This window comes from Streptomyces sp. NPDC107546, assembly GCF_055639175.1.
Genome location: NZ_JBVKBA010000009.1, coordinates 226,144 through 249,339, shown reverse-complemented (window position 1 = coordinate 249,339; position 23,196 = coordinate 226,144). Strand labels below are relative to the sequence as shown.

14 protein-coding genes and 1 pseudogene are annotated in these 23,196 nt (G+C 68.3%); 11 read left to right on the top strand and 4 right to left on the bottom strand.

The window, feature by feature from the left end; translation table 11 throughout:
* Positions 1–655, bottom strand: a 655-nt coding sequence (locus ACZ7L1_RS16290; protein ID WP_471437789.1) for a cupredoxin domain-containing protein, incomplete at its 3' end; no start/stop codon positions are given.
* Between the two features lie 775 nt (positions 656–1,430).
* On the opposite strand from ACZ7L1_RS16290, the gene ACZ7L1_RS16285 reads away from it, so the two are divergent.
* The 3 genes from ACZ7L1_RS16285 (at position 1,431) to ACZ7L1_RS16275 (ending at position 7,244) form a co-directional block, all read left to right on the top strand.
* Entirely contained in the window at positions 1,431–2,396 is a 966-nt protein-coding gene (locus tag ACZ7L1_RS16285; protein WP_471437727.1) for a multicopper oxidase domain-containing protein, read from the top strand.
* Between the two features lie 288 nt (positions 2,397–2,684).
* Positions 2,685–6,731, top strand: a complete 4,047-nt coding sequence (locus ACZ7L1_RS16280; protein WP_471437726.1) for a ThuA domain-containing protein — start codon at positions 2,685–2,687, stop codon at positions 6,729–6,731.
* Positions 6,732–7,004: 273 nt separating this feature from the next.
* Positions 7,005–7,244, top strand: coding sequence for a helix-turn-helix domain-containing protein (locus ACZ7L1_RS16275; RefSeq protein ID WP_471437724.1), 240 nt, complete (start codon positions 7,005–7,007; stop codon positions 7,242–7,244).
* Between the two features lie 719 nt (positions 7,245–7,963).
* On the opposite strand, the gene ACZ7L1_RS16270 is transcribed toward ACZ7L1_RS16275, so the two are convergent.
* Complete coding sequence (locus ACZ7L1_RS16270) at positions 7,964–8,956, bottom strand: sugar phosphate isomerase/epimerase family protein (RefSeq protein ID WP_471437723.1); 993 nt, start codon at positions 8,954–8,956, stop codon at positions 7,964–7,966.
* Positions 8,957–9,626: 670 nt separating this feature from the next.
* Between ACZ7L1_RS16270 and ACZ7L1_RS16265 the strand changes: the two genes are divergently transcribed.
* Entirely contained in the window at positions 9,627–12,059 is a 2,433-nt protein-coding gene (locus ACZ7L1_RS16265; RefSeq protein WP_471437787.1) for a PQQ-dependent sugar dehydrogenase, read from the top strand.
* 179 nt (positions 12,060–12,238) lie between these two features.
* On the opposite strand, the gene ACZ7L1_RS16260 is transcribed toward ACZ7L1_RS16265, so the two are convergent.
* On the bottom strand, positions 12,239–12,727 hold the full coding sequence (locus ACZ7L1_RS16260; RefSeq protein ID WP_471437722.1) for an alpha-L-rhamnosidase C-terminal domain-containing protein: 489 nt from the start codon (positions 12,725–12,727) through the stop codon (positions 12,239–12,241).
* A gap of 39 nt (positions 12,728–12,766) precedes the next feature.
* Positions 12,767–14,926, bottom strand: coding sequence for a ricin-type beta-trefoil lectin domain protein (locus tag ACZ7L1_RS16255; protein WP_471437721.1), 2,160 nt, complete (start codon positions 14,924–14,926; stop codon positions 12,767–12,769).
* A 298-nt stretch (positions 14,927–15,224) separates the two neighbouring features.
* Here ACZ7L1_RS16255 and ACZ7L1_RS16250 point away from each other — a divergent pair, with 298 nt between their 5' ends.
* The 7 genes and pseudogenes from ACZ7L1_RS16250 (at position 15,225) to ACZ7L1_RS16220 (ending at position 22,517) form a co-directional block, all read left to right on the top strand.
* Positions 15,225–16,259 carry a LacI family DNA-binding transcriptional regulator gene (locus tag ACZ7L1_RS16250; RefSeq protein ID WP_471437719.1) on the top strand — a complete coding sequence of 345 codons (1,035 nt, stop codon included), beginning with the start codon at positions 15,225–15,227 and terminating at the stop codon, positions 16,257–16,259.
* 85 nt (positions 16,260–16,344) lie between these two features.
* Positions 16,345–18,216 (top strand): glycoside hydrolase family 2 protein, encoded by a 1,872-nt coding sequence (locus tag ACZ7L1_RS16245; protein ID WP_471437785.1) that lies wholly within the window; start codon positions 16,345–16,347, stop codon positions 18,214–18,216.
* A 76-nt stretch (positions 18,217–18,292) separates the two neighbouring features.
* Positions 18,293–19,567 (top strand): ABC transporter substrate-binding protein, encoded by a 1,275-nt coding sequence (locus ACZ7L1_RS16240; RefSeq protein ID WP_471437718.1) that lies wholly within the window; start codon positions 18,293–18,295, stop codon positions 19,565–19,567.
* Between the two features lie 78 nt (positions 19,568–19,645).
* Positions 19,646–20,518, top strand: coding sequence for a carbohydrate ABC transporter permease (locus tag ACZ7L1_RS16235; protein ID WP_471437717.1), 873 nt, complete (start codon positions 19,646–19,648; stop codon positions 20,516–20,518).
* Positions 20,515–21,405 (top strand): carbohydrate ABC transporter permease, encoded by an 891-nt coding sequence (locus ACZ7L1_RS16230; RefSeq protein ID WP_471437715.1) that lies wholly within the window; start codon positions 20,515–20,517, stop codon positions 21,403–21,405. Before ACZ7L1_RS16235 ends, ACZ7L1_RS16230 begins: the two co-directional genes overlap by 4 nt.
* 468 nt (positions 21,406–21,873) lie before the next feature.
* A pseudogene (locus ACZ7L1_RS16225) lies at positions 21,874–22,089 on the top strand (IS630 family transposase); the annotation flags it as partial.
* Positions 22,090–22,313: 224 nt separating this feature from the next.
* Positions 22,314–22,517 carry a hypothetical protein gene (locus ACZ7L1_RS16220; protein WP_471437713.1) on the top strand — a complete coding sequence of 68 codons (204 nt, stop codon included), beginning with the start codon at positions 22,314–22,316 and terminating at the stop codon, positions 22,515–22,517.
* The last annotated feature ends 679 nt before the right edge of the window (positions 22,518–23,196 follow it).

Below are 23,196 nucleotides of genomic sequence, written 5' to 3'. Positions count from 1 at the left end.
CAGACGTGTTGCCCGCCTTGTCCGTCGCCCGGTACGCCACCGTGTGCTGACCCACACCGCTCACCTGCACCGGCGCGCTGTAATCCGCGTAAGCCCCCCCGTCCAGCGCGTACTCCACCTTCGAGACACCCGACTCCGCATCCGAAGCCGACACCGTCACCGTCGCGCTGCCGACGTAGTTGCCGGAGGAGTCCTTCGTACCGGACACCGACGCCGAAGTGTCCGGCGCGGTCGTGTCGTTCCCGGGGGCCGCGGTGACGGTCAGTTCGCCGGACATCATGTGACCCGGCATCGAGCAGTAGTAGTGGTAGACACCGGGGGTCAGGGTGACCTCTGCCGTGTGACGGCCTCCGCTGGAGTCCGACGGGCTCGCCTGGATGTTGAGGCTGACGTCGGTGTTGTAGTCAGGGTTGGAGGTGTCGAACGTCAGCGTGTGCGGCATCCCCGTCGTGTTGCCGGTCGCCGCGCTGTTCTCGAACACGATGGTCGCCGGGCCCGCCACCGCGGTGGTGGGGGCGGACGTATAGCCCATGTAGCCGTCCCCAGCCGTCCAGGTGAGCACCTGGGTCGGTGCGGCGGCGTCGGGACCCATCGCCGCGTACGCGGCCGGCGCGGCCAACGAGAACACCGTGAGCGCTAGGGCCACCAGCGCCACCAACGCCGGGTGGCGGCTGAACCGGCCCCGTGGCGCGAATCTGGAGGGGGGCGGATCCGGCTGGACATGGAGCAGTCTTCTGAACACCGCTGCACCTTTCGAGAATCGCTTGGTGCGGTACCACGCACGGATGGGCGGTACCGCCGGGTGGACGACCAGCCGCCGGGACGACCGCGTCGGGGCCCGTCCGGCCGGGTGCCGCGCGGAGCTCGACCCGGGGCGGCGACGGCACACGGTCCGTGACCTGACCGGACGCCCCTGAACTCAACGGCACGGCGAGTCGGCTGCGGGTGATCACCGAACGTGACGACGGCGACCGGCCGCGGTCACGCGAACGAGCAGGCGGTGTCCGCTCCGCCCCGTGCCGGAGCGGTGACACCGCAGGCCCGCGAGCGGGGCTCACCCACCTCTTTCGAATTGCGTCAACGACGTGAAAGTACTGCTCTTTTGACGAGCCGCCAAGGTCTATGACCGCAACCCGACCAACTTTGGCCTGAGTCTGGAAAAACTGGAGAAGCGCCGCTACGGTGAGGCCGTTCCGAGGCGCAGTCCGCCTCGGCCGAGCCGAGCCCGTCTCGGCCGAACGGCAGCCCCCGCCGACCGGACGGCCACGGATCGGTGACCCAGCCGACGACTCCTCTGCCGGCCCCGCGGGGCCGAACGCCCGACGCACCACCGCAAACGGCCCCGTCCGGATGCGGTGTTGCCTGGGGCCGCGCACCTCACGATCACGAAACGCCTTCAGGCACCGACGCCTGTCGCGGATTGGAGAACGATGACCGACTCAGGCGCAGGCGTGCGACGCCTCTTGTCCCGGCGATCGTTCGCCACTTCAGCTGTGGCGGCCGCCGTCGCCCCCGCGGTGCTCGGCAGTACCGCCGCCGCGCCCTCGGACCAGCCCGCCGCGAAGGACAACGGCGGCGAGGTCCGTAACCTGACGCTGTACATGGAGAAGCTCCCCAACGGGGAGATGGGCTACGGCCTCCACCCCGGTCAGGCGACGATTCCGGGCCCCCTCATCGAGCTGACCGAGGGCGACACCATGAACATCGAGGTGGTCAACAACCTCGACGTCGCCGCCAGCCTGCACGTGCACGGCTTGGACTACGACACCGCCAGCGACGGCACCAAGATGAACGACAGCGTCGTCCAGCCGGGCGGCCGGCGCACCTACGTCTGGCGCACCCACGCCCCGGGCAGACGCCACGACGGCACGTGGGAGGCCGGAAGCGGCGGCTACTGGCACTACCACGACCACAACGTGGGCACCGAGCACGGCACCGGCGGGATCAAGAAGGGGCTGTACGGCCCGGTGGTGGTACGGCGCAAGGGCGATGTGCTGCCCGACAAGCAGTTCACGGTCGTGTTCAACGACATGACCATCAACAACAAGATCGCTCCCGACACCCCCACCTTCAAGGCCGTCCGCGGCGAGCGGGTGGAGTTCGTCGTGATCACTCACGGCGACTTCTTCCACACCTTCCACGTGCACGGCCACCGATGGGTGGACAACCGCACCGGGATGCTGGAAGGCCCGCAGGACGTCAGCCGGGTCATCGACACCAAGACCACCGGCCCCGCGGACTCCTTCGGGTTCCAGGTGATCGCCGGTGAACGGGTCGGCGCGGGCGCCTGGATGTACCACTGCCACGTCCAGAGCCACTCGGACATGGGCATGTCCGGGGTCTTCCTGGTGACCGAGGCCGACGGCACGGTCCCCGGTGGCGGCATGCCCATGTAGACCGGGCAACCCGTGCCCGTGCCGTTCCCGCCCCGAAGCCACGCCCGTCGGACCTGACCGGACGGTCTGACGGGCGTGTACCACCCTGCCGCCGGTCGGTCGGCCCTGGGGCCTGAGGTCCCGGGGCGCCCGCGACTTCACCGGCTCCGGCGCCCCGGCCGTCTCCGGACCTCCTGATGGCCGACCCGAATCCGCCTCGCCCGGCGCCTGCCGTGCGAGGCCCGTGCGGCAGCCCTGGCTCCACCCCCTGACCACTCTTCCGTTGCCGGATCGAGTCAAGGAGCAACAATGGGCCGAAGAGACCGGTTCACCCTGTCACGACGAAGTGGAGCACCACCGTCGCTTTCCACGCGGACCCACCGCCAGGCACCGGCCTGGCGACGCGCGGTCGTCCTGCTGTCCGGCTCGGCGCTGGCACTGGGGTTGTCCGCGCTGCCGGCGCTGCAGGCACAAGCGCAGTCGCCGTCCGGACACGACGACCAGGATGCCGGCGCGGAAGCCCCGGTGAACGTCCTGGTCTTCCACGGACCGGCCGATCAGCAGGACGATCCCGTCACGACCGCCGTGTCGACGATCAAGGAACTGGGTCAGAAGAACGGCTTCTCCGTGGACGAGTCGGATGATCCGTCCGTCTTCACCCCCGACCGCCTGGCCCACTATCGAGGCGTGGTCTTCCTGTCGGCCAAGGGCGTGTCCCTCACCTCCGACGAGGAGTCCGCGTTCCAGGCCTACGTCAAGGGCGGCGGCGGCTTCGTCGGCGTCCACGACGCGGCGCGCGCGGACGCCGACTCCAGCTGGTTCACCGGCCTGATCGGCACGCGTCCGGCCGCCAGTCTGCCCGCCTCCGAGAAGGTGGCGGACGTCACGGCGAGCGACGACAACCCGCCGAACGAGACGAAGGCCAAGCTGTTCGACGGCAGCAACACCACCAAGTGGCTGGCCCACCAGAACACCGCGTGGGTCACGGCGAAGATGGACCATGCGGTCGCGGTGGCCCAGTATGCGCTGACGTCGGCGAACGACTACCCGGGCCGGGACCCCAAGAACTGGACCCTCCAGGGCTCTCAGGACGGGGACACCTGGAAGACGCTGGACACCCAGACCGGCCAGAGCTTCCCGGACCGTTTCCAGACCAAGCAGTACAAGTTCTCCAACACCACGGCCTACCAGTACTACCGGCTGAACATCACGGCCAACTCCGGTGAGCCGCTCATCCAGTTGGCCGAGCTGCGGCTCTTCGGTGCCGACCCGGCGCCCGCGCCGGAGACCAAGGTGCAGCAGGCGGTCGTGGACATCACCGACCGTCAGCACCCGGCGAACAAGGGCCTGCCGCTGAAGTGGACCCGGTCCGACCAGTGGATGAACTGGGACCCGAACCCGAACGGCAAGGTGCAGACGGTCGCCCAGGTCGAGGAGAACTCCTACGACGCGGGGCCGGCGGGCAACGGCCCGTTCCACCCGATCTCCTGGTGTCGGGACTACGACGGCGGCCGGTCGTTCTACACCGGCATGGGCCGCACCGAGGACAGCTACACCTCGGACACCAAGTTCCAGAGTCATCTGCTCGGCGCCATCGAGTGGACGACCGGCATGGTCCGCGGCGACTGCCAGGCGACCATCGCGTCGAACTACTCGGTCGAACGGCTCACGGGCAAGAACCAGCAGGGCCAGCTCGACCAGATCGGTGAGCCGCACGGTCTGACGATCGCCCCCGACGGCAAGGTCTTCTACATCGGCAAGGCGGCCTGCCCGAGCGGTCCGATCCCCGACTGGAACGACCCCAACGTGGGCCTGGGCTGCGGCACCATCCACCAGTGGGACCCCAAGACCAAGCAGGTCAAGCTGCTCACCACGCTCGACGTGATGGGCAACCGGGGCAGCGGCGACGAGCTGGTCAAGAACGAGGAGGGTCTGGTCGGCATCACGCTCGACCCCAAGTTCGAGCAGAACGGCTGGATCTACATCTACTGGATGCCGCACGAGTCGGTCGACCGGGACAAGCAGACGGGCCAGCGCACCATCTCGCGGCTGACCTACGACTTCAAGAACCAGTTGATCGACCAGAGCACCCGCAAGGACCTGCTGCACTGGACCGCCCAGATCCACAGCTGCTGCCACACGGGCGGCGGCATGGCCTTCGACAACGATGGCAACCTCTACGTCGGCGTCGGTGACGACAACTCCTCCCAGGGAGCCGGGGCCGGCTACTCCGGGAACAACTGGACCAAGGACTACAAGGGCCTGTCCTTCCAGGACGCCCGCCGTACGGCCGGCAACACCAACGACCTCAACGGCAAGATCCTGCGGATCCACCCCGAGCCCGAAGGCACGTACACGATCCCCAAGGGCAATCTGTTCACCGGCCAGGAGGAGGGCGGCGGCAAGACCCGTCCGGAGATCTACGTCATGGGTGTCCGCAACATCGCGCGGATCGCCTGGGACAAGACGAACAACTGGCTGACCGCGGGCTGGGTCGGCCCCGACGCGCCGACGCCCGACCCGGAGCTCGGCCCGGCCAAGTACGAGACCGCGACCATCATCACCTCCGCGGGCAACCAGGGCTGGCCGTACTGCATGGGCAACAAGCAGCCGTACCGCGACCGCAGCAACACCGATGCCAGCGTGCTGACCGGCTGGTACGACTGCGATCACCCGAAGAACACCTCGCCTCGCAACACCGGTCTGGTGGACCTCCCGCCGATCCGCACCAACATGATCTGGTACTCGCCGCAGGGCGGCGGCGTGGTCTACCCGAAGCGCAGTGACGGCAGCGGGCTGCCCACGTACGTGCAGAGCGACGAGAAGTACACCGAGCCGTACCTCAAGGGCGGCGGCCAGGCCATCATGGACGGCCCGACCTACCACCGCTCGGAAGTCGACACCAACAGCGGTGTCGCCTGGCCCGCGTACTGGGACAACAAGTGGTTCATCGGCGACGAGTCCAACGCCAACAACCGTGTCGCGGTCACCGTCGACCCGGCGAGCGTCAAGGACCAGGCGCCGCCGGCCTTCGGTGAGGACCTGCGTCAGATCCTCCCCGGCGGCATCGGGGACAACAAAGTCCAGAGCTGGATGGACGCCAAGTTCGGCCCGGACGGCGCGCTCTACATGCTCGACTACGCCGGCGGCTTCTTCAGCCTGGACCCGAACCAGAAGCTGGTCCGCGTCACCTACCACGGTGGCCCTGCCACGCCGAACCCGAGCGACGCCTCCGGTCGCCCGGTCGCCCAGAGCAAGCCGCGGACGATCCAGTTCTCGGCCGAGAAGGCGGGCGGCGTCGCCTGGGAGTGGGACTTCGGTGACGGCAGCCAGCCGTCGCACGAGGCCAACCCCACGCACACCTACGCCTCCTACGGCACCTACCACGCCACCCTGAAGGTGACCTACGCCAACGGTGAGCAGTCCACCGGGAAGGTCGACGTGACGGCGGGCTGCACGGCGCCCGACGCCCGTGCCACCGTCTGGCTGCTCGACACCGACACCGGCGTGGCCAACCACAAGGTCGGCGGCGGATGCACCATCAACGACCTGATCGACGACGAGGGCGCCTGGCCGAACCACGGCGCGTTCGTCAGCCACCTCAACGATCTGGTGGACCAGTTCCGCAAGGACGACGTCATCGACAACCGCGAGGCGGCGACGCTCAGCAAGGAGGGTGCCCAGTCGCCCATCGGCAAGACACCCGGATACACGTCCATCTTCGACGGATCGGCGACGAGTCTCGCCGGATGGAGCCAGGCGGGCGCGGGCGGCTTCTCGCTCCTGCCGGACGGCACGATGCGCAGTTCCGGCGGCATGGGCATGCTCTGGTACAGCAAGCAGCAGTTCAAGGACTACTCCATCCGGCTGCAGTTCCGGGATGTCGCTCCGGACGACCACCGGGCCAACAGCGGTGTGTTCGTGAGGTTCCCCGATCCGCGGACGCCGCTGGACCAGCGGCCTGAGGGCTGCAGCACGCAGGGAGCGGCCCGCACCGCGCCGGAGTGGGTGGCGATCTACTGCGGCAACGAGATCCAGATCTACGACGGCGACACCGGCGAGCCCCAGAAGACCGGCTCGGTGTACAACTTCGATCCGGTCGACCTGGCCCATGCGAGGGTCACCCCGAAGGGCCAGTGGAACGACTACGAGATCCGGGTCGTCGGGCAGCACTACACGATCATCCGCAACGGCGTGGTGATCAACGAGTTCGACAACACGCCCGGCAAGTCGTCGTCGCGTGCGGGCGACCCGCCCACGGACCTGCGTCAGTTCTTCAGCGGCTACGTGGGACTGCAAAACCACAGTGACAACGACCTGATCGAGTTCCGCAACATCCGGGTGCGGAACCTGTAGCAAGGAGCGATCGGTGCCGGGCTCGGGGCGGCTGCCCCGAGCCCGGCACTGGCGCGAGTCAATGTGAAACCGCGTGCCCCAGGCTTTTTCATGTACAACACATCGATGCAGCGGCACACCCCTTGACCGTGCGCACGCGATCAGTTACCCAAGCTACTTGAAACGTAATAAGCGATTGACGATCCAGCGGTCGATCATGGGTTCAGGCCTCCGATCCGGGTGGCGGCCTCCCCCGCGTTCCCACCCGGCCGCACTTGGCAAAGGAGGACGGAAGTGTCCACGCTCAGCTACGAGACGGACCGGCGGTCCCAGCCCGACAACCCGTGTCTGCGCAGCGACGAGGTGCACCTGCTGTCGCTCCTGGCAACCGGCCTGCCGGTGGAGTCCGTCGCCCGACGACTCCACGTCTGTCCCCGCACAGTGCGACGACGTTATCGAGGCGTGTGCGACAAGATAGGCGTCAGCAGCGTCATCGAGGCCGTCGCCTGGGCGGCGCGACGCGGACTGATCTGAACCCGCCCCTGACGCCCCTGAAGTGCCGCACCGCGCTCTACCGCGCCCTGCCGCACCTCGGAGCTGCGGCAGGGCGCGGAAACGCAGGCGCGGTCGGGCGCGACCGTTCCCCACAGGGCTGCTGGGCCGACCGACGTGAGATCGGCAGGTCGCCGGAGGCCGACGGCAGCGACTGGCGGGTAGGCGACACTGCGGAGCTCTACGAGCAGGGTGTGCCCGAGATCGGTGAGGTCACCGATCGGCGTCGCCGGCCGCCGTGCCGTCGACGACATCACTGGCGGTGAGGGAACCTTCGCCTCCAGACGCTCTGGCGGCACCGGGGATCGGCGCGTCCGCAGCGGACTAGAGCTGTGGCCGGAAAGGTCTGCCGGAAAGCTCGCGGCGTCCGGTGCGGTGCATCGCAACGCGGAGCGTCGCCCGCGTACCGGATGTACTCGGGCGATGCGACAACGCGGCGAGGTGCCGTGCCGGGCGTCGCGAGCCGGTGAACCTTTCCGGCCACAGCACCAGGCGGGGCGCGTCGGTGCCTCCCGGCTCACGAGCGCCTCCAAGTGGCCGACCACGGGGAGCCCGTGCGAAAGCGCACCGGGCCGGGCAGGGCGATTCCCGACGGCCCCAAACTGCCCAGGGTTGGTAGGGTCATGACAAGCAGATATGCCCGTTCCCCCGCTTACCCGGCACCAACCGGGGAAACGGGGGAAGAGGGCGCTGACAACGGGTCAGGAGAGCAGGTCCGAGAGTGCCCCGTAACTGCGCTGGGCGGCACCGAAGGAGCCGGGCGGGTTGGGCTGGGTGTCGGGGGCGGTGTCCTGCTCCCAGATGCCGTGGTGGTTGCCGAAGGGGCCGATCGCGTGGATGAAGCGCTGGTAGGGCATGTCGCCGGCGCCGAATTCGGTCATGTCGTAGCCGTCACCGACGTTGGGGTCGGACTTGCCGTCCTTCATGTGGAACAGCGTGTACCGGTAGGGGTGGTTGCGCACATACGCAGCGGGGTCGAAGCCGGGGTAGCGGAACTGGCCGACGAAGGCCCAGTACACGTCCATCTCGAGGTAGACGTGGTCGGGGTCGGTGTTCTGCAGGAAGACGTCGTACAGGCGCACCGCCGGCTGATCCCTGGCGAAGGCGAACTCGCCCGAGTGGTTGTGCTGGTAGAGCTTGAGTCCGCGCGCCGACGCGGCCGCGCCCCAGCGGTTGAAGTCCTCCGCGGCCGCCTGGTACCCGGCGACCGTGGGGGTGTCCGAGGGAGCGTTCGGGGTCCCGATGTTCGGCATGCCGAGGATCTGGGCGTTGTCGAGCTCCTGCTGCAGGTTGCTGCGGAGGTTGCCGATGCCGATGTGGCTGCCGATGGCCCGCAGGCCGTGGTCGTCGAGCAGCGTGCGGATCTCCTGGAGGGTGATCTGCCGGCCGAGGATGGAGGGGTCCTGGGTGTAGCCGGCGAACTCCACCTCCTTGAAGCCCATCCGCGACAGTTCCTCGAAGACGACGCGGAAGCCGAGCTGGTAGACCTTGTCGCGGACGCTGTAGAGCTGGATGCCGATGGCGTCCTTGGGGATGCTCAAGCTGGCGCCGTTGGGCGGGGCATCCGGGGCGGGCGTCTGGGCGGCGGCGGGGACCGCGCCGGCGAGGGTTGCCGCACCGATGGCTACGGTGCCTGCGGCTGCCGCACGCAGGAAGCCTCTGCGGTCGAAGTCATGGGCGAACTGACCCATCATCACTCCTTCGTTGTGAAGCACCTGGCCGCGGTGGGGCCGCGGCGAGGGGCCGTCAAGCGGAGCCACCCTCGCCCGGTGTCCGGGCGGCGTGGTGGTACGGGGCGTCATCGGCCTGAACGTCTGGCGGACAGGCGGTCGGGGAACCGGTAGCGGGGCGACCGGAGTCGCGCCCGGTGAGCGAGGGCGGTACAGGGTGCCGAAGCGCAACTCCCCGCAGCCCGCCTGATGACAGCAGGAGTGCCTCTACGCACCTCTTGAGGACGATGAACGCCTGAAGTCACCGATAGTTGAGCACAGATCGCCACCACTTTTCACCAGACAAGCAAAAGATGTGTCCACTTCAGGGCGCAAAACGCTGCTACCGAGCAGTACCTCCTTGACGGCTCATGGTCACGGGGCCACGCTCATGACGCTTCACCAGGGGGCCGCGAACCCCTCCGAGCCCTCCCTTCATCCCGCTCTGGACTTGTGCGCCAATCCTCTGCTCTGTCCGCAGTCACCCGGGCCACCCGCCCGTTCCACCGATTGACCGGCTCGCGTCGGCCTGGGCATCCGAACCTGGCCGGCCTCGCGACACGCGCTCGCGCCATGTCCAGAGCAGCGCCCCAAGAGAGGTAGGCAGTACGTGCGTAAACCAGTAAGCCGACTACTCACCGCCACGTTGAGCACAGTGCTCGGCGTGGGGGTCGCGGTGGCCGGATCGACGACGTCCGCGCATGCGCGGACCCAGGCATCGGACAGAACAGCCGCAGCCGCCTCCGCTGCCGCGACGTCCGACTTCCAACAGGTCACCCTCGCCAAGGGACCGGACCAGGTTGGCGAGCCGATGGGGCTCGCGGTGCTCCCCGACGGCAGCGCGCTGCACAGCTCCCGTGACGGCACCCTCTACCACACGACCCTCGACGGCCTCACCGAGGTGGCGGCGAAGCTCTCGGTCTACACCCACGACGAGGATGGGTTGCAGACCATCGCGCTCGACCCGCACTTCGCCAAGAACCACTGGGTCTACGTGTACTACGCGCCGAAGCTCGACACCCCGATGAGCAACGCCCCGGACAACGGAACGGCCGCCGACTTCGCCCCCTACAAGGGCTACAACCAGCTGTCCCGGTTCACCTTCACGGGCGGCAAGCTCGACCTGTCGAGCGAGAAGAAGATCCTGCGCGTCGACACCGACCGCGGTCAGTGCTGCCACGTCGCGGGCGACATGCACTTCGACGGCAACGGCAACCTGCTGCTGAGCACCGGCGACGACTCCAACCCGTTCGCCTCCGACGGCTACGACCCCATCGACCGGCGACCGAACCGCAACCCGGTCTACGACGCCGAGCGCTCCACGGCCAACACCAACGACCTGCGCGGGAAGCTGCTGCGGATCAAGGTGCACGACGACGGGACGTACACGATCCCGGACGGCAACCTGTTCCCGAAGGGCACGCCCAAGACCCGTCCCGAGATCTACGCGATGGGCTTCCGCAATCCCTTCCGGTTCAACGTTGACAAGAAGACCGGCGTCATCTACCTGGCGGACTATGGCCCGGACGCCGGGAGCGCGAACCCGCTGCGCGGGCCGGAGAACACCGTCGAGTACAACCGGATCACCAAAGCCGGCTACTTCGGATGGCCGTACTGCATAGGCAACAACACGCCGTACGTCGAGTACGACTTCGCCACCGGCAAGTCCGGCAAGGCCTTCGACTGCTCCCACCCGGTCAACGACGCTCCGCTCAACACCGGCCTGCAGAACCTGCCGCCCGCCCAGCCCGCCTGGATCTGGAACCACTACGCGGGCAACCCGCAGTTCCCGCAGCTGGGCGGCCAGGGCGCGCCGATGGCCGGACCCGTGTACCAGTACGACTCCTCGCTGAATTCCTCGGTCAAGTTCCCCCAGAGCTACGACGGCAAGTTCTTCGCGTACGAGTTCAGCCGGCACTGGATCAAGCCGATCACCTCTGACAGCGACGGAAAGATCCAGTCGATCGACACGCTGACCGACGGCAACGACTGGGCGAAACTGGTCGAGCCCATCGACACCGAGTTCGGGCCCGACGGCTCGCTCTACGTCCTCGACTACGGCAGCGCGTGGTTCGGCGGATCGCTGGACGCCGCCCTGTACAAGATCGAGTACTCGCCGGGTGACAAGGCACCGACCGCGGTCATCAAGACCGATGCCTCCTCCGGCAAGGCACCGCTGGCCGTTCAGTTCGACGGCAGCGGCTCGACCGACCCGGAGAACGACAAGCTCACCTACGCGTGGGACTTCGACAACGACGGCAAGGTCGACTCGACCAGCCCCAACCCCACGTTCACCTACACCTCGAATGGCCAGTACCACGCCAAGCTCACAGTGACCGACCCGAGCGGCAGGACGGGCGTCGCCGCCGTCCTGGTCACGGTGGGCAACACCGCACCGGTCCTGTCGTTCGCCCAGCCTCCGAACGGTCTGACGTTCAAGGACGGGGACCAGGTCGCGTGGAATATCAACGTGACCGACCCGGACGGCACCCCGGTGGACTGCTCCAAGGTCCAGGTCAACTACTCCCTCGGTCATGACATGCACTCCCACAACCTCGCGCAGGCCACGGGGTGCAGCGGTACCTTCACCATGACCACGGCGGGTCACACCGACTCCGACGACTTCTACGGCATCTTCACCGCGAGCTACACCGACACCTCGCCGACCGCCGGAGTGCCCAGCCTCACCGGCACGACGCAGATCGTCCTGCAGCCCAAGGCCAGGCAGGCGGAATTCTTCCGCACGCAGTCCGGCGTACAGACGAGTTCCGACGCCAACGCTCAGGCCGGCACGGCGGTCACGTCGATCGACAACGGTGACTGGATCGAGTTCGACCCGTACGATCTCCAGGGTGTGAGCAAGATCGACTTCCGGGCCGCGTCGAGCGGTTCCGGCGGCACCATCGAGGTCCACACCGACGCCCCCGACGGCCCGCTGGCCGGCACGGCGACAGTGGGCGACACCTCCGGCGCCTACACGACGGTCAGCGCACCGGTGACCGACCCGGGCGGGACGCACAAGCTGTACTTCGTCTTCAAGGGCGGCAGCAGCGACCTGTTCCGCCTGGACTCCTTCACGATGAGCTGACACCGCAACAGCCCGTCCCTGCCCCGCCGAGCCGTCACCGACGGCCCGGCGGGGCAGTCCTCACCAACGGGTCGACGCGAAACGGATCGGAGGGACGACTGCACCTCTTTCACCCCTGAGTATGGGCAGTCAAAAGGGGTGCCGCCGGGCTGCGGTGACGGCCCGACGGCACCCGCGCGTCACCCCTTGTCGACCACTGTGGTCGTCCCCGGCCGGACCCGGTCGACGACCAGCAGGCCGACCGAGACCGAGACGCTCCCCGGAGCGGCCGCGGCCTGCACCTGCAGCCCGGAGGGCGGAACACCGAGCGCGGCGGCGTCCAACTCGATGCGGCCGGTGGTGCTGGGCGGCAGGGCCACCTTCACAGGGCCACCTTCAGTCGCGGACGGTCGCGGACGGTCGCGGCGGTCCATCTTTGCCGTCACCGGGCCGCGCACCGTCGGCACGGTCCCAGTCATCCAGGTCAGCGTCCCCGGCTGCGGCTTGACGAGCAGGGTGCGCGCACCGGCTCCGGTGACCTGGACGCCGAGCACGTGGCGGGCGACCACATTGGCGGGAGCGGTGCCCCAGGCGTGCGAGAAGGTGGTGTTGGGCTTGAGCGAGGGATCCCAGGCCTCCATGACGACAGTGGCGTGCAGATCGTCGAGCATGTGCAGCCACGACGTCACGGTCTTCGCGGTCAGCAGGACTCATCCGCGCCTGCGTGTTCAGGGCAGGTGCCACACCTGGGTGGACAACCCGTTGCAGTCGTAGATCTGCAGCTGTGTTCCGCTCGCCGTGTTGCCCTGGGGGTCGTCCAGGCAACGTCCGGACTGGGGGTTGTACAGGCTGCCGTCGGCTCGGGGGACCCACTGCTGGCCGCCCACGCCGTTGCAGTCGTAGAGCTGGACCTTGCTGAAGTCGGCCGTGGCGTTCTTGTCGATGTCGAGGCACTTGCCGAAGGCGCGCAGGGTGCCGTCGGCGGCGGCCGTCCACTGCTGTCCGGGGACCTGGTTGCAGTCCCAGAGCTGGGCCGCGTTCTGGTTGGTGTTCGTGTTGGTGTTGACGTCGAGGCACTTGCCGGTGCCGCCGGGGCCGGTGACGGCGGCCGCCGTGCGGACGGTGATGTTGCGCCAGGCTGCGGTGGTGTCGTAGTCGCGGACACCGACCGAGCCGTGGGAGAAGGCGCAGTCGTTCAGGCTGAGGTAGGCGGGGTTGCTCCAGGAGCCGGACGGTGCTCCTTGGACGGAGATGACGCAGCCGGTGACCTGGACGGTCAGGTGGTACCAGGTGCCGGCGGACAGACCGCCGGGTATCGGCGCGCTGCCCAACTGGGTCCAGCCGTGGTTCTCGCGTCCGATCACGAGGTTGGAGCCGGTGACGCCCACGTAGTAGCCGTCGACGTCGTCCGTACCGGTGGTCGGGTCGGTGGCGCGGACCAGAAAGCCGGCGTTGCCGTTGCCGCTCGTGTCGCCGAGGCGGACGTCGCCCTGGAGGGTGTAGTCGGTCCAGCCGGTGGAGCCGGTGACGGCCTTGTTGCCGCCGGTGCCCGCGGCGGACTCGGTGTACGTGCCGCCGGAAGCGGACCACGTGCCGCCGTACTGCGTCCAGCCACCGTCGTTGGAGGAGAAGTCGGCGGTGTACGGCAGGACGCCGGCATTGCCCGAGCCGGTGAGCTCCTCACAGTTGTACGGGCCGGCGGCCCCCGCCGCGCTGTAGCGCACGCTCGTACCGTCGGCCGAGGGCAGCAGGTCAGGGCTGTAGTTGGTGCCGCAACTGGACGGGGCTCCACTGGTGGGCACCGCGATGGGGGAGGGCATCCAGGACCAGGACCCGCTGCCGCCGGCGGTGTTCAGGAGGACCACCTGCTGGTTCTCGGGGGCCCCGCCGGCCAGGCGTGACTCCGTGTGGCCGGTGAGCATGAGCTCGCCCTTGGAGCCGCCGGCCGGGCTCCAGGCGATGACGGGGGTGCCGTACAGCTCCCGGCCGTCGTCGGTCTTCGGGACGGTGCCCAGGTCGGAGGGGCCGCCGCCCCAGGTGTCACCGTCGGAGGACGTCTTGGTGTGCACCAGGCAGTTCTGCGGACCGCACACCTCATAGCCGGCCACGTAGGTTCCGGTGGACGGTATTCGGGCCACCGTGATCATGCCGGGCCGGTCGGCCTGTGTGGTGCTGGCGACGTCCTTGACCTCGCCGGGAGTCACACGCGTGCTGCCGTCGGGGTTGGCGCTCCAGGTGTCGCCGCCGTCGGCGGAGACGATGTGCCCGAGGAACTGGCTGTAGGTGGTGTTCTGGCGCTCGTCGGAGAAGTACATGAGCATCTTGCCCGCGGAGTCCAGGGCGATGAAGGGTTCCCAGATTCCGCTGCCGTCGGCTCCGTGTGCGGTCTGCGGGGCCCCCACGTAGGTCCACGTGGCGCCGTGGTCGGTGCTGCGCCATTCGCGGAACGTCACTCCGGATCGGTCGGCGGGCAGTGTGGCGCCCACCAGCAGCAGGGTTCCGGCCGGGTAGGCCCCGAGGGTCCGCGGATATTCGAAGAGGAAGGGCTGGTAGGAGAAGGTGTCGCCGGGGACCGTCGACAGGGTGGACCACGAGGCACCGTCGTCGGTGCTGCGGCGGATCACATACGAACTGGGCCTGCCGTCGGTGCTCCAGTGCTCGAAGCTCGCGAGCAGTGTTCCGTTGGCCGATCCACTGTACTGCAGGCGGATCATGCGGGTGTAGGCCATGCCCTCCGCACTGGAGGCGGGGCTGTACAGGACGTTGCCCGGGGTGTTGGCGAAGGCGCTGGTCGGCAGGGCGAGCAGACAGAGAAGGACCGAGGCGAGCGGGCTGAGCAGGAGGCGCGCACGACGTCTGCGACGGTCGTGCGGTGGCGACGTGGCCATGGCGGCTCCCTGTGCGGTGACGGGTGGGGACGCGGCCCGTCCGTGCGGAGACGGCGGGTGCGACGGGCGCCGTTTGCAACGATGGCAAAGCCCGCAGTCGGGGAGTATGGAGGCGCGAAGCGGCCTTTCGCAATGCTTCGGCAGCAGGTTTTTGCATCGATGCAATCGCCTAGACTGTACGAACCGCGCACGACACCGTCCGCGTCGTGAACCGCAGTGGCGACACCGCGGTACCGGCGCGGTATCCGTGTCGCGGCAACCACACCGCACACCGCTCGGCCAGAGAGGTCAACACGTGATGACGGCCCCCACGCTTCGAGACGTCGCCGAGCGTGCCGGCGTCTCGATCCGCACGGTGTCCAATGTGGTCAACGGCTACGCCCGGGTGACCGACGCCACCAAGGTGCGGGTCCAGGCGGCGATCGACGAGCTCGGATACCGCCCCAACCTGATGGCCCGCAACCTGAAACAGGGACGCACGCGCATCATCGCGCTGGTGGTGCCGGCACTCGACGTGCCCTACTTCGCCGAACTCGTGCGCCTGGTCATCGGCGAGGCGCGCGCCCGCGGATACGCCGTCCTCATCGACCAGACCGACGGCGATGTCGAACGAGAGCGGGAACTGATCATAGAAGCATCGCGCGCGGTCAGTTTCGACGGCGTGATCGCCAGCCCGCTCTCCCTGACCGCCGCCGATCTCGAATCCCGGCACGGCTCGGCACCCATCCTCCTGCTCGGTGAGAAGATCTTCGACTCCAGCGCCGACCACGTCGCCATCGACAACGTCACCGCGGCACGGGAGATGACAGCCCATCTCATCGGCCTGGGGTGCCGGCGAATCGCCGCCATCGGCGTCCACCAGGACCCCACGGACGGCACCGCCGTCCTGCGCACCCGCGGTTACCGGGAGGCGTTCGCGCAGGCCGGCCTCACCGTGGACGAGTCACTCATGGTGCCGACGCCGCACTACGAACGCCGGCACGGGGCCGCAGCGATGGCGCGGCTCCTGGACCGTCCCGACCCGCCGGACGCGGTGTTCTGCTTCAGCGATCTGCTGGCCCTGGGCGCCATGCGCGTGGCCTTCTCCCGGGGCCTGCGCATCCCCGATGACCTGGCGCTGGCCGGCTTCGACGACATCGAGGACGGCCGCTACAGCACCCCCACGCTGACCACCATCGCCCCCGACAAGCACCAGTTGGCGCGTGCCGCGGTGGAGCGGATCCTGGCCAGGATCGAGTCCGACGCGTACGACGCACCCGTGGAGATCACGGCTTCCCATCGACTGGTGGTCAGGGAGAGCACGGTCGGCGGGGCAGTCGACCGACCCGTGTGACCTCGATGCCGTTTCGTTATGGACGGCTGATTGCATCGTTGCAAAGAGTCGTCTCATACTCCGGGGCGTGAACGATTTTGCATCGATGCAAAGCGGCAGCTCCCCGGAGGGACACGGTCCTGGGCCCCGGGACGGCGACGGTACCGCCGCGGCCGCCCCCGCGGCCCCGCCCCGGCCGGAGTACCCCCGACCGCAGTTCGTGCGCCGCGACTGGCTCTGTCTCAACGGCACCTGGCAGTTCGAGATCGACCAGGCCGACACGGGTCTGGAGCGCGGCCTGGTGCACCGGGAACTCGCCTCCACCATCACCGTCCCCTTCGCGCCCGAGGCCCCGCTGTCGGGTATCGGCTGCCAGGACTTCCTGGAGGCCGTCTGGTACCGCCGGAGGCTTCCGATCCCGCACGAGTGGGCCGGGCAGCGCATCCTGCTGCACTTCCAGGCCGTCGACCACGACACGACGGTGTGGATCGACGGGCACGAGGTGGGCCGCCACCGGGGCGGCTTCAGCAGCTTCACCCTCGACATCACCGAGTTCGCCGCCCCGGGCACCGCGCCGGACCTCGTGGTGCGGGCGCGGGACAGCCGAGCCGGCGTCCAGGCCCGCGGCAAGCAGTCCACCCGGTACGACACCTACGAGGCGTTCTACCCGCGGACCACGGGCATCTGGCAGACCGTCTGGTTGGAGCCCGTCCCCCGGGTCCACCTGCTCCGGCCGCGCATCACCCCGGACGCTGCCGACGGCCGGTTCCTTCTCGACCTCCCGGTCTCCGCCAACGCCCCCGGCCACCACTGCCGCGCCGTCCTCGCCGACGACGAGGGAACGATCACCGAGGCGACGGCTCCGCTCGATGCGGACCGTACGGCACACCTCGTCCTGGACATCCCCGCCGAACGGCGCCGGCTGTGGCAGCCGGGAGACCCGCACCTGTACACACTCACCCTCGACATACGCACCGCAGAGGGCGAACTGGTCGACTCGGTCGCGAGCTACGCGGGGCTGCGGTCCGTGACGATCGACGGCCACGCCGTTCTGCTCAACGGACGGCGCGTCTTCCAGCGTCTCGTCCTGGACCAGGGCTGGTACCCCGACGGCCTGATGACGGCGCCGGACGACGAGTCCCTCGTACGCGACATCGAACTGTCGATGGCCGCCGGCTTCAACGGCGCACGCCTGCACCAGAAGGTCTTCGAGGAGAGGTTCCTCCACCACGCCGACCGTCTCGGCTACCTCGTGTGGGGCGAGTTCGGCGACTGGGGCGCCAGAGCCGGAACGCGGCCCGAACGCCAGGCCCCGACCGCCTCGTTCATCACCCAGTGGCTCGAAGTCCTCCAGCGGGACTACTCGCACCCCTCGATCATCGGCTGGTGCCCCCTCAACGAGACCTTCCAGAAGATCACCGACCGCATCACCGTGCTCGACGACGTCACCCGGGGCATGTTCCTCGCCACCAAGGCCGCCGACCGGACCCGGCTGGTGATCGACAGCTCGGGCTACTCCCACCGGGTGCCCGAGACCGACGTCTACGACTCCCACAACTACGAGCAGGACCCCGAACGCTTCGCCCAGGACATGGCGGGCCTCGCCGACGGCAAACCGTTCGTGAACACGGCACCGGACGGCAGCGCCTGGTCCCTGCCGTACGCCGGACAGCCCTACTTCTGCAGCGAGTTCGGCGGTATCCACTGGCCGACCGACCAGGCAGGGCTCCCCGACACCGGCTCGTGGGGTTACGGCAGCACGCCCGCGAGCGAGGAGGCCTGGTACGAGCGCTTCGCCGGCCTGGTGGGCGCCCTGATCGACGACCCCCTGATGTTCGGTTACTGCTTCACGCAGCTCACCGACGTCTTCCAGGAACAGAACGGCATCTACCGGTTCGACAGGACCGAGAAGCTCGACGTGGCACGCATCCGGAAGATCCAGACCCGGACCGCGGCCTACGAACTCGACCAGTCCTGACCGACGACGGCACCTGCGCGCCCCGGCGCCAAAGCACCTTCCTCCCCCGCCCCACCCACCGTTCAAGGAGCCCGCATTGAGAACTCGCCTTCGCCGACTGGCCACAGCGGCGGCCGCCTCGGCCTTCGCCCTCGTCCTGGCCGCCTGCTCGTCCTCTTCCTCCGGCACCACCGCCGACGGAAAGACCGTCCTCACCGTGGTCGGGTTCGAGGGCGGCGGCAACGAGATCGCCGACATCCCGGCCATCAACGCGGCCTTCGAGAAGGCTCACCCCAACATCAAGGTCGACTACAAGTACGTCGCCAACACCGAGTACGACGCCTACAACAACACCCGGCTCGCCGCGGGAACCGCCGCGGACGTCCTCATGGTCAACAAGGACCGCCTGACCACCTGGCAGCAGCAGGGCTTCCTCGCCGACCTCAGCGACCAGCCCTGGGTCAAGCGGATGCTGCCCAACCTGGCCCCGTACACGCAGGTCGACGGCAAGACCTACGACTTCGTCCAGCAGAACATCCCGATCGGCCTGTACGCCAACCTGGACCTGCTGAAGAAGGCGGGCATCAAGCAGGTGCCGCAGACCTGGCCCGAACTGATCAGCGACCTCAAGACGCTCAAGGCGAAGAACATGGGCGGCCTGGAGATACCCAACCTCAAGGGCTGGGACGCCGAACAGGTCTCCCTCGCCCTGGCCGCCAACCTCATCGACCCCTCCTGGGGCAGCGGCTACGACAAGGGCACCTCCACCTGGGCCGCGAGCTGGAGCCCGGTGATCGACCACCTCAAGCAGCTGCTGACCAGCGGTCTCGTCGACGGCAAGACCATGAACGGCCTGGACCCCTTCAGCCAGGGCGTCTCGCAGTTCACCGCGGGCAAGTGGGCCTTCTACGTCGACGGCGCCTGGGACCTGAGCCACTACCAGCAGAGTGCCAAGTTCGACTTCACGCTCAACCCCTTCCCCGGCGGCCCGGCGGGCAGCAAGCCCAAGACCTTCACCTTCATCGGCTCGGGGTGGTCGGTCAACGGCGCCTCCGCGCACAAGACCGCGGCCGAGAGTTACGTCGACTTCATGTCGCAGCCGCAGCAGGACAGCGCCTACCTGAAGGCCGAGAGCTGCTTCACGACGCTGACCGACGTGCCGAGCCCCAAGGTCCCCCAGTCCGCCCCGGTCGCCGCCGCCTTCGCCGCCGGCAACACCAGCCCCTCCCAAGTCGAGGTGCCCAACTACCCCAACTCGGAGGACAAGTTCACCGCTCAGCTCAATGCGCTCTTCAACAACCCCTCCATGGACACCGGCGCCCTGCTGAAGCAACTCGACAAGGACATCCCCAAGACCCCGTCGAAGAAGTAGTCACCCCGCCCACCACCGAACCCGTGCGGGGCCTGCCCTACGACAGGCCCCGCGGTCCGCGCCCCCGATGAGGTCGCCGTGAGACTCACCACCCGATCCGCCGCGCTGCTCATGCTTCCGGCCACCGCCCTGTACGCCCTCTTCGTCATCTACCCCACCATCAGGTCCGTTCTGCTCAGCCTCACCGACGCCCACGGCGTCATCGGCGGATCGTTCGTCGGCCTGGACAACTACCGCGAGGCCTTCCAGGACCCGCAGGTGCTCGCCGCGCTCAAGAACACCCTCGTCTACACGATCGTGGTGGTCGTCGTACAGAACGCGCTCGGCCTGGGCATCGCCTACTGGCTGTACAACTCGCCGGCCGTCCGCACCATCGCGCGCACCGGGCTGTTGATGCCCGCGATGATGGCCCTGGTCGCCGTCTCCTACCTGTGGTCGTTCCTCTACTCCCCGGTCGGCGGCCCGCTCGACGCCGTCATGGACGCCTTCGGCCTGCACAGCCTGGAGACCTCCTGGCTCGGTGACACCCACACCGCCCTGATGGCGATCGCCGTCTCCTACATGTGGATGTACCTCGGCTACACCGCCACCATCTACCTCTCCAACTACCTCTCCATCCCCGCCGACCTGATGGAGGCGGCGGCCCTGGACGGTGCCCGCGGGTGGACCCGGTTCCGTCGCATCGACTGGCCGCTGCTCGCCCCGTCCCTCACCGTGAACATGACCCTGTCGACGATCGGGTCACTGCGCGTGTTCGACCTGCCCTTCATCATGACCGACGGCGGCCCCGCCAACTCGACCCAGACCCTGAGCTACGTCATCTTCGAGGACAGCTTCAAGGACTTCCGCTTCGCCTACGGCACCGCGGTGGCCGTCCTCCTGCTGGTCATCACCGTCGTCGTCGGCGTGCTCCTCACGTCCGTCCTGCGCCGCCGGGAGGTCGCCGCATGACTCTCACCGCTCCCAGCACCACGAGAGCCGTCAGCCCCGCCCCGGCGGACACCGCCCCCCTGCGCCGGCGCAGGTTGCGCAGTGCCGCCTCGCACGTCGGCCTGCTCCTGGTCACCCTGGTCGTCGTCGCCCCGATCCTGCTCATGGTGAAGGTCTCGCTGGAGTCCGACGCCGACGTCGCCGCCCACCCGCTCTCCTGGCCCAGCCACTGGAGCCTGCACAACTACGTGGCCGCGGTGCAGACCATGAACTACGGGCGCAGCCTCTACAACACCGTCCTGATCACCGGCGGCGCCGCCGTCCTGGTCATCCTGACCGGATCACTCGCCGCCTGGCCGCTGGCGCGCATCTCCCGCCGCTGGACCAGGACGGTCTACCAGCTCTTCGTGGCCGGCCTCACGGTCCCCGTCTTCGTCATGATCACCCCGCTGTACATGTTCATGCGAGACCTCAAGCTGCTGGACTCCTACACCTCGGTGATCCTCGCGGAGGCCGCGATCAGCCTCCCCTTCGCCGTGCTCTTCTTCACCAGTTTCCTGAGATCCGTACCCGTCGAACTCGAGGAGGCCGCCGCCATCGACGGTGCGGGTCCGCTGCGCACGTACTGGCACGTCATCCTGCCCGTCCTGCGCCCGGCCACCGCGACCCTCGTCATCACTCTCACCCTGGCCATCTGGAACGACCTGGTCATTCCCCTGGTCCTGCTGACCTCCGACAGCAAGCAGACGATGACGCTGGACGTGTACTCCACGATCGGCACCCACGCCTACAGCACGTCCCAGCTCCTGCCCACGGTCGTCCTGGGCACCGTCCCGCTGCTCGTCGTCTTCCTGGTGCTGCAACGGCACATAGTCGCCGGTATCACCGCCGGGGTCAGCAAGGGATGAGGTACGCCCGGAACGGCCGGGGAACGGCCGCTGCGTGCGGCGCCGCCCCGGTCGGGGAGAGGACTGCCATGACGGCGACGTTGTGGCGGTGGCCCAGTCCCGCCAGTTGCTGAAGACGCTTTTCGCCCGTTCGCCCATTGGGCAGTGGACCGACGGCGAGCCAGTCACTGTGTCGCTACACGCCCTCGAGTACTCCGTCCGCGCCCTGAAAGCCTACGCCCGCGTGCTCCAGGTTCAGACCGCCGTCGAGTCATGGACGCTCGCGGACACCCCCACGGCCGCAGGCCCCTTCGTGGATCGGGGCGAAAGTGTCACCGGGGCCGTGAAACCGTCGTTCGCTGTCCGTCGTCACGCATCATCCAACGAGGCGGGCCCAGGTCGGGGTGTAGGCCGGCTGAGCGTTGCACGGCGGCCACCTGCTGCCCGTGGGCGGGCTCGGCGGGCGCGGGAGCTGGGCGCTTCGTACACCCGACCTACGCGTCCTGGGCCAACCCGATCGAGGCCCACTTCGGGCCGCTGCGGCAGTTCACCATCGCCAACTCCAACCATCGCAACCACACCGTCCAGACCCGGGCCCTACACGCCTACCTGCGCTGGCGGAACAAGAACGCCCGCCATCCCGACGTGCTAGCCGCCCAACGGCGCGAGCGCGCCCGCATCCGTAGTGAGAAGGGCATCCGCTGAGGTGGACGTCCGCCGAACGCCGCAGCCGGAGATCACTACTGGCCTGCCTCGCATCCATCCCAGGATGATGTGCTCCGATTCTTGGCATCGCCCGTGTTGCAGCGCGGGTCATCACCACTGATGGCCACGACAGCCGCGTCTATGACCTCACCGGACCGAAGGCGCTGACCTACGCCGAAGCCGCCGACGAGTTTTCCGACGTCCTCGGCAGGCCGGTGCGCTACGTGGGCCTGCCGGACGACGAAGCGCGCGTGGCAATGCTGAGTCGCGGGATGCCAGAGTTCCACGTCGATGCCCTGATAGGAGTTGCCCGCGCATACCGGGACGGCGGTGCCGAAATCGTCACTTCAACGGTGGCCGACATCACGGGCCGTGCAGCCCTCGGTTTTGCCGATTTCGTGCGCCAGAACCTCAACTTCTTTGATTGAGCATGGTCCTCATCGGCCTGTCCCCGGTGTGAGAGCACCGAAAGCCGGTTCCCTCCTCAGGAAAGAGATCCCCCATCACAACCTCACGCCGGTGGCTGGGACGTTCCGGGACATCCAAGTCCACCCCACTCCCCCGAGCGAGCAGCAATCCGGTGAACCTAATCCGTAGTCAAGGGCGTCCCGACGGAGCTGGAGCAGCTTCTCCACCAATCCCTCCACCAACGATCTTCCCAAGCCTCGGAGACCGGACAGACGGCACCTGTCATCCCCTTCGGAGGCCGCGTCCGCCGCACTCAACCACTCGGCGGCCTCATCAACGAGTACCAGCAAGCAGCCTGACGGCAAGCAGACAAACGGCCTGATCAGCAGCCCGAACCAGGGTTTTCACGCGGGACACCCTCGCGAGGCACTGGCACGAACGTCTGCCGTTCGACGAGGCACGGCCCGCGGAATGCCGCGTGTGTGTCGCTTTCGCCCCCGCGCCGCCGTCTCGCCCGAACTCGCGGCCGTACAGCGGGAGACGCTGGCTTCGAACCGTTCGGAACTGCTGGAGGCGCTGACCACAGTCGCTGCCTGCTTCACCAACTCGGAGATCCGTGGCTCGTCGGCAGCTGACAGTTCCACGGTCAGCCTGTACGAGGCCAGCCACATCGCGCCCTCGTACAGGTTCACCGGTGAC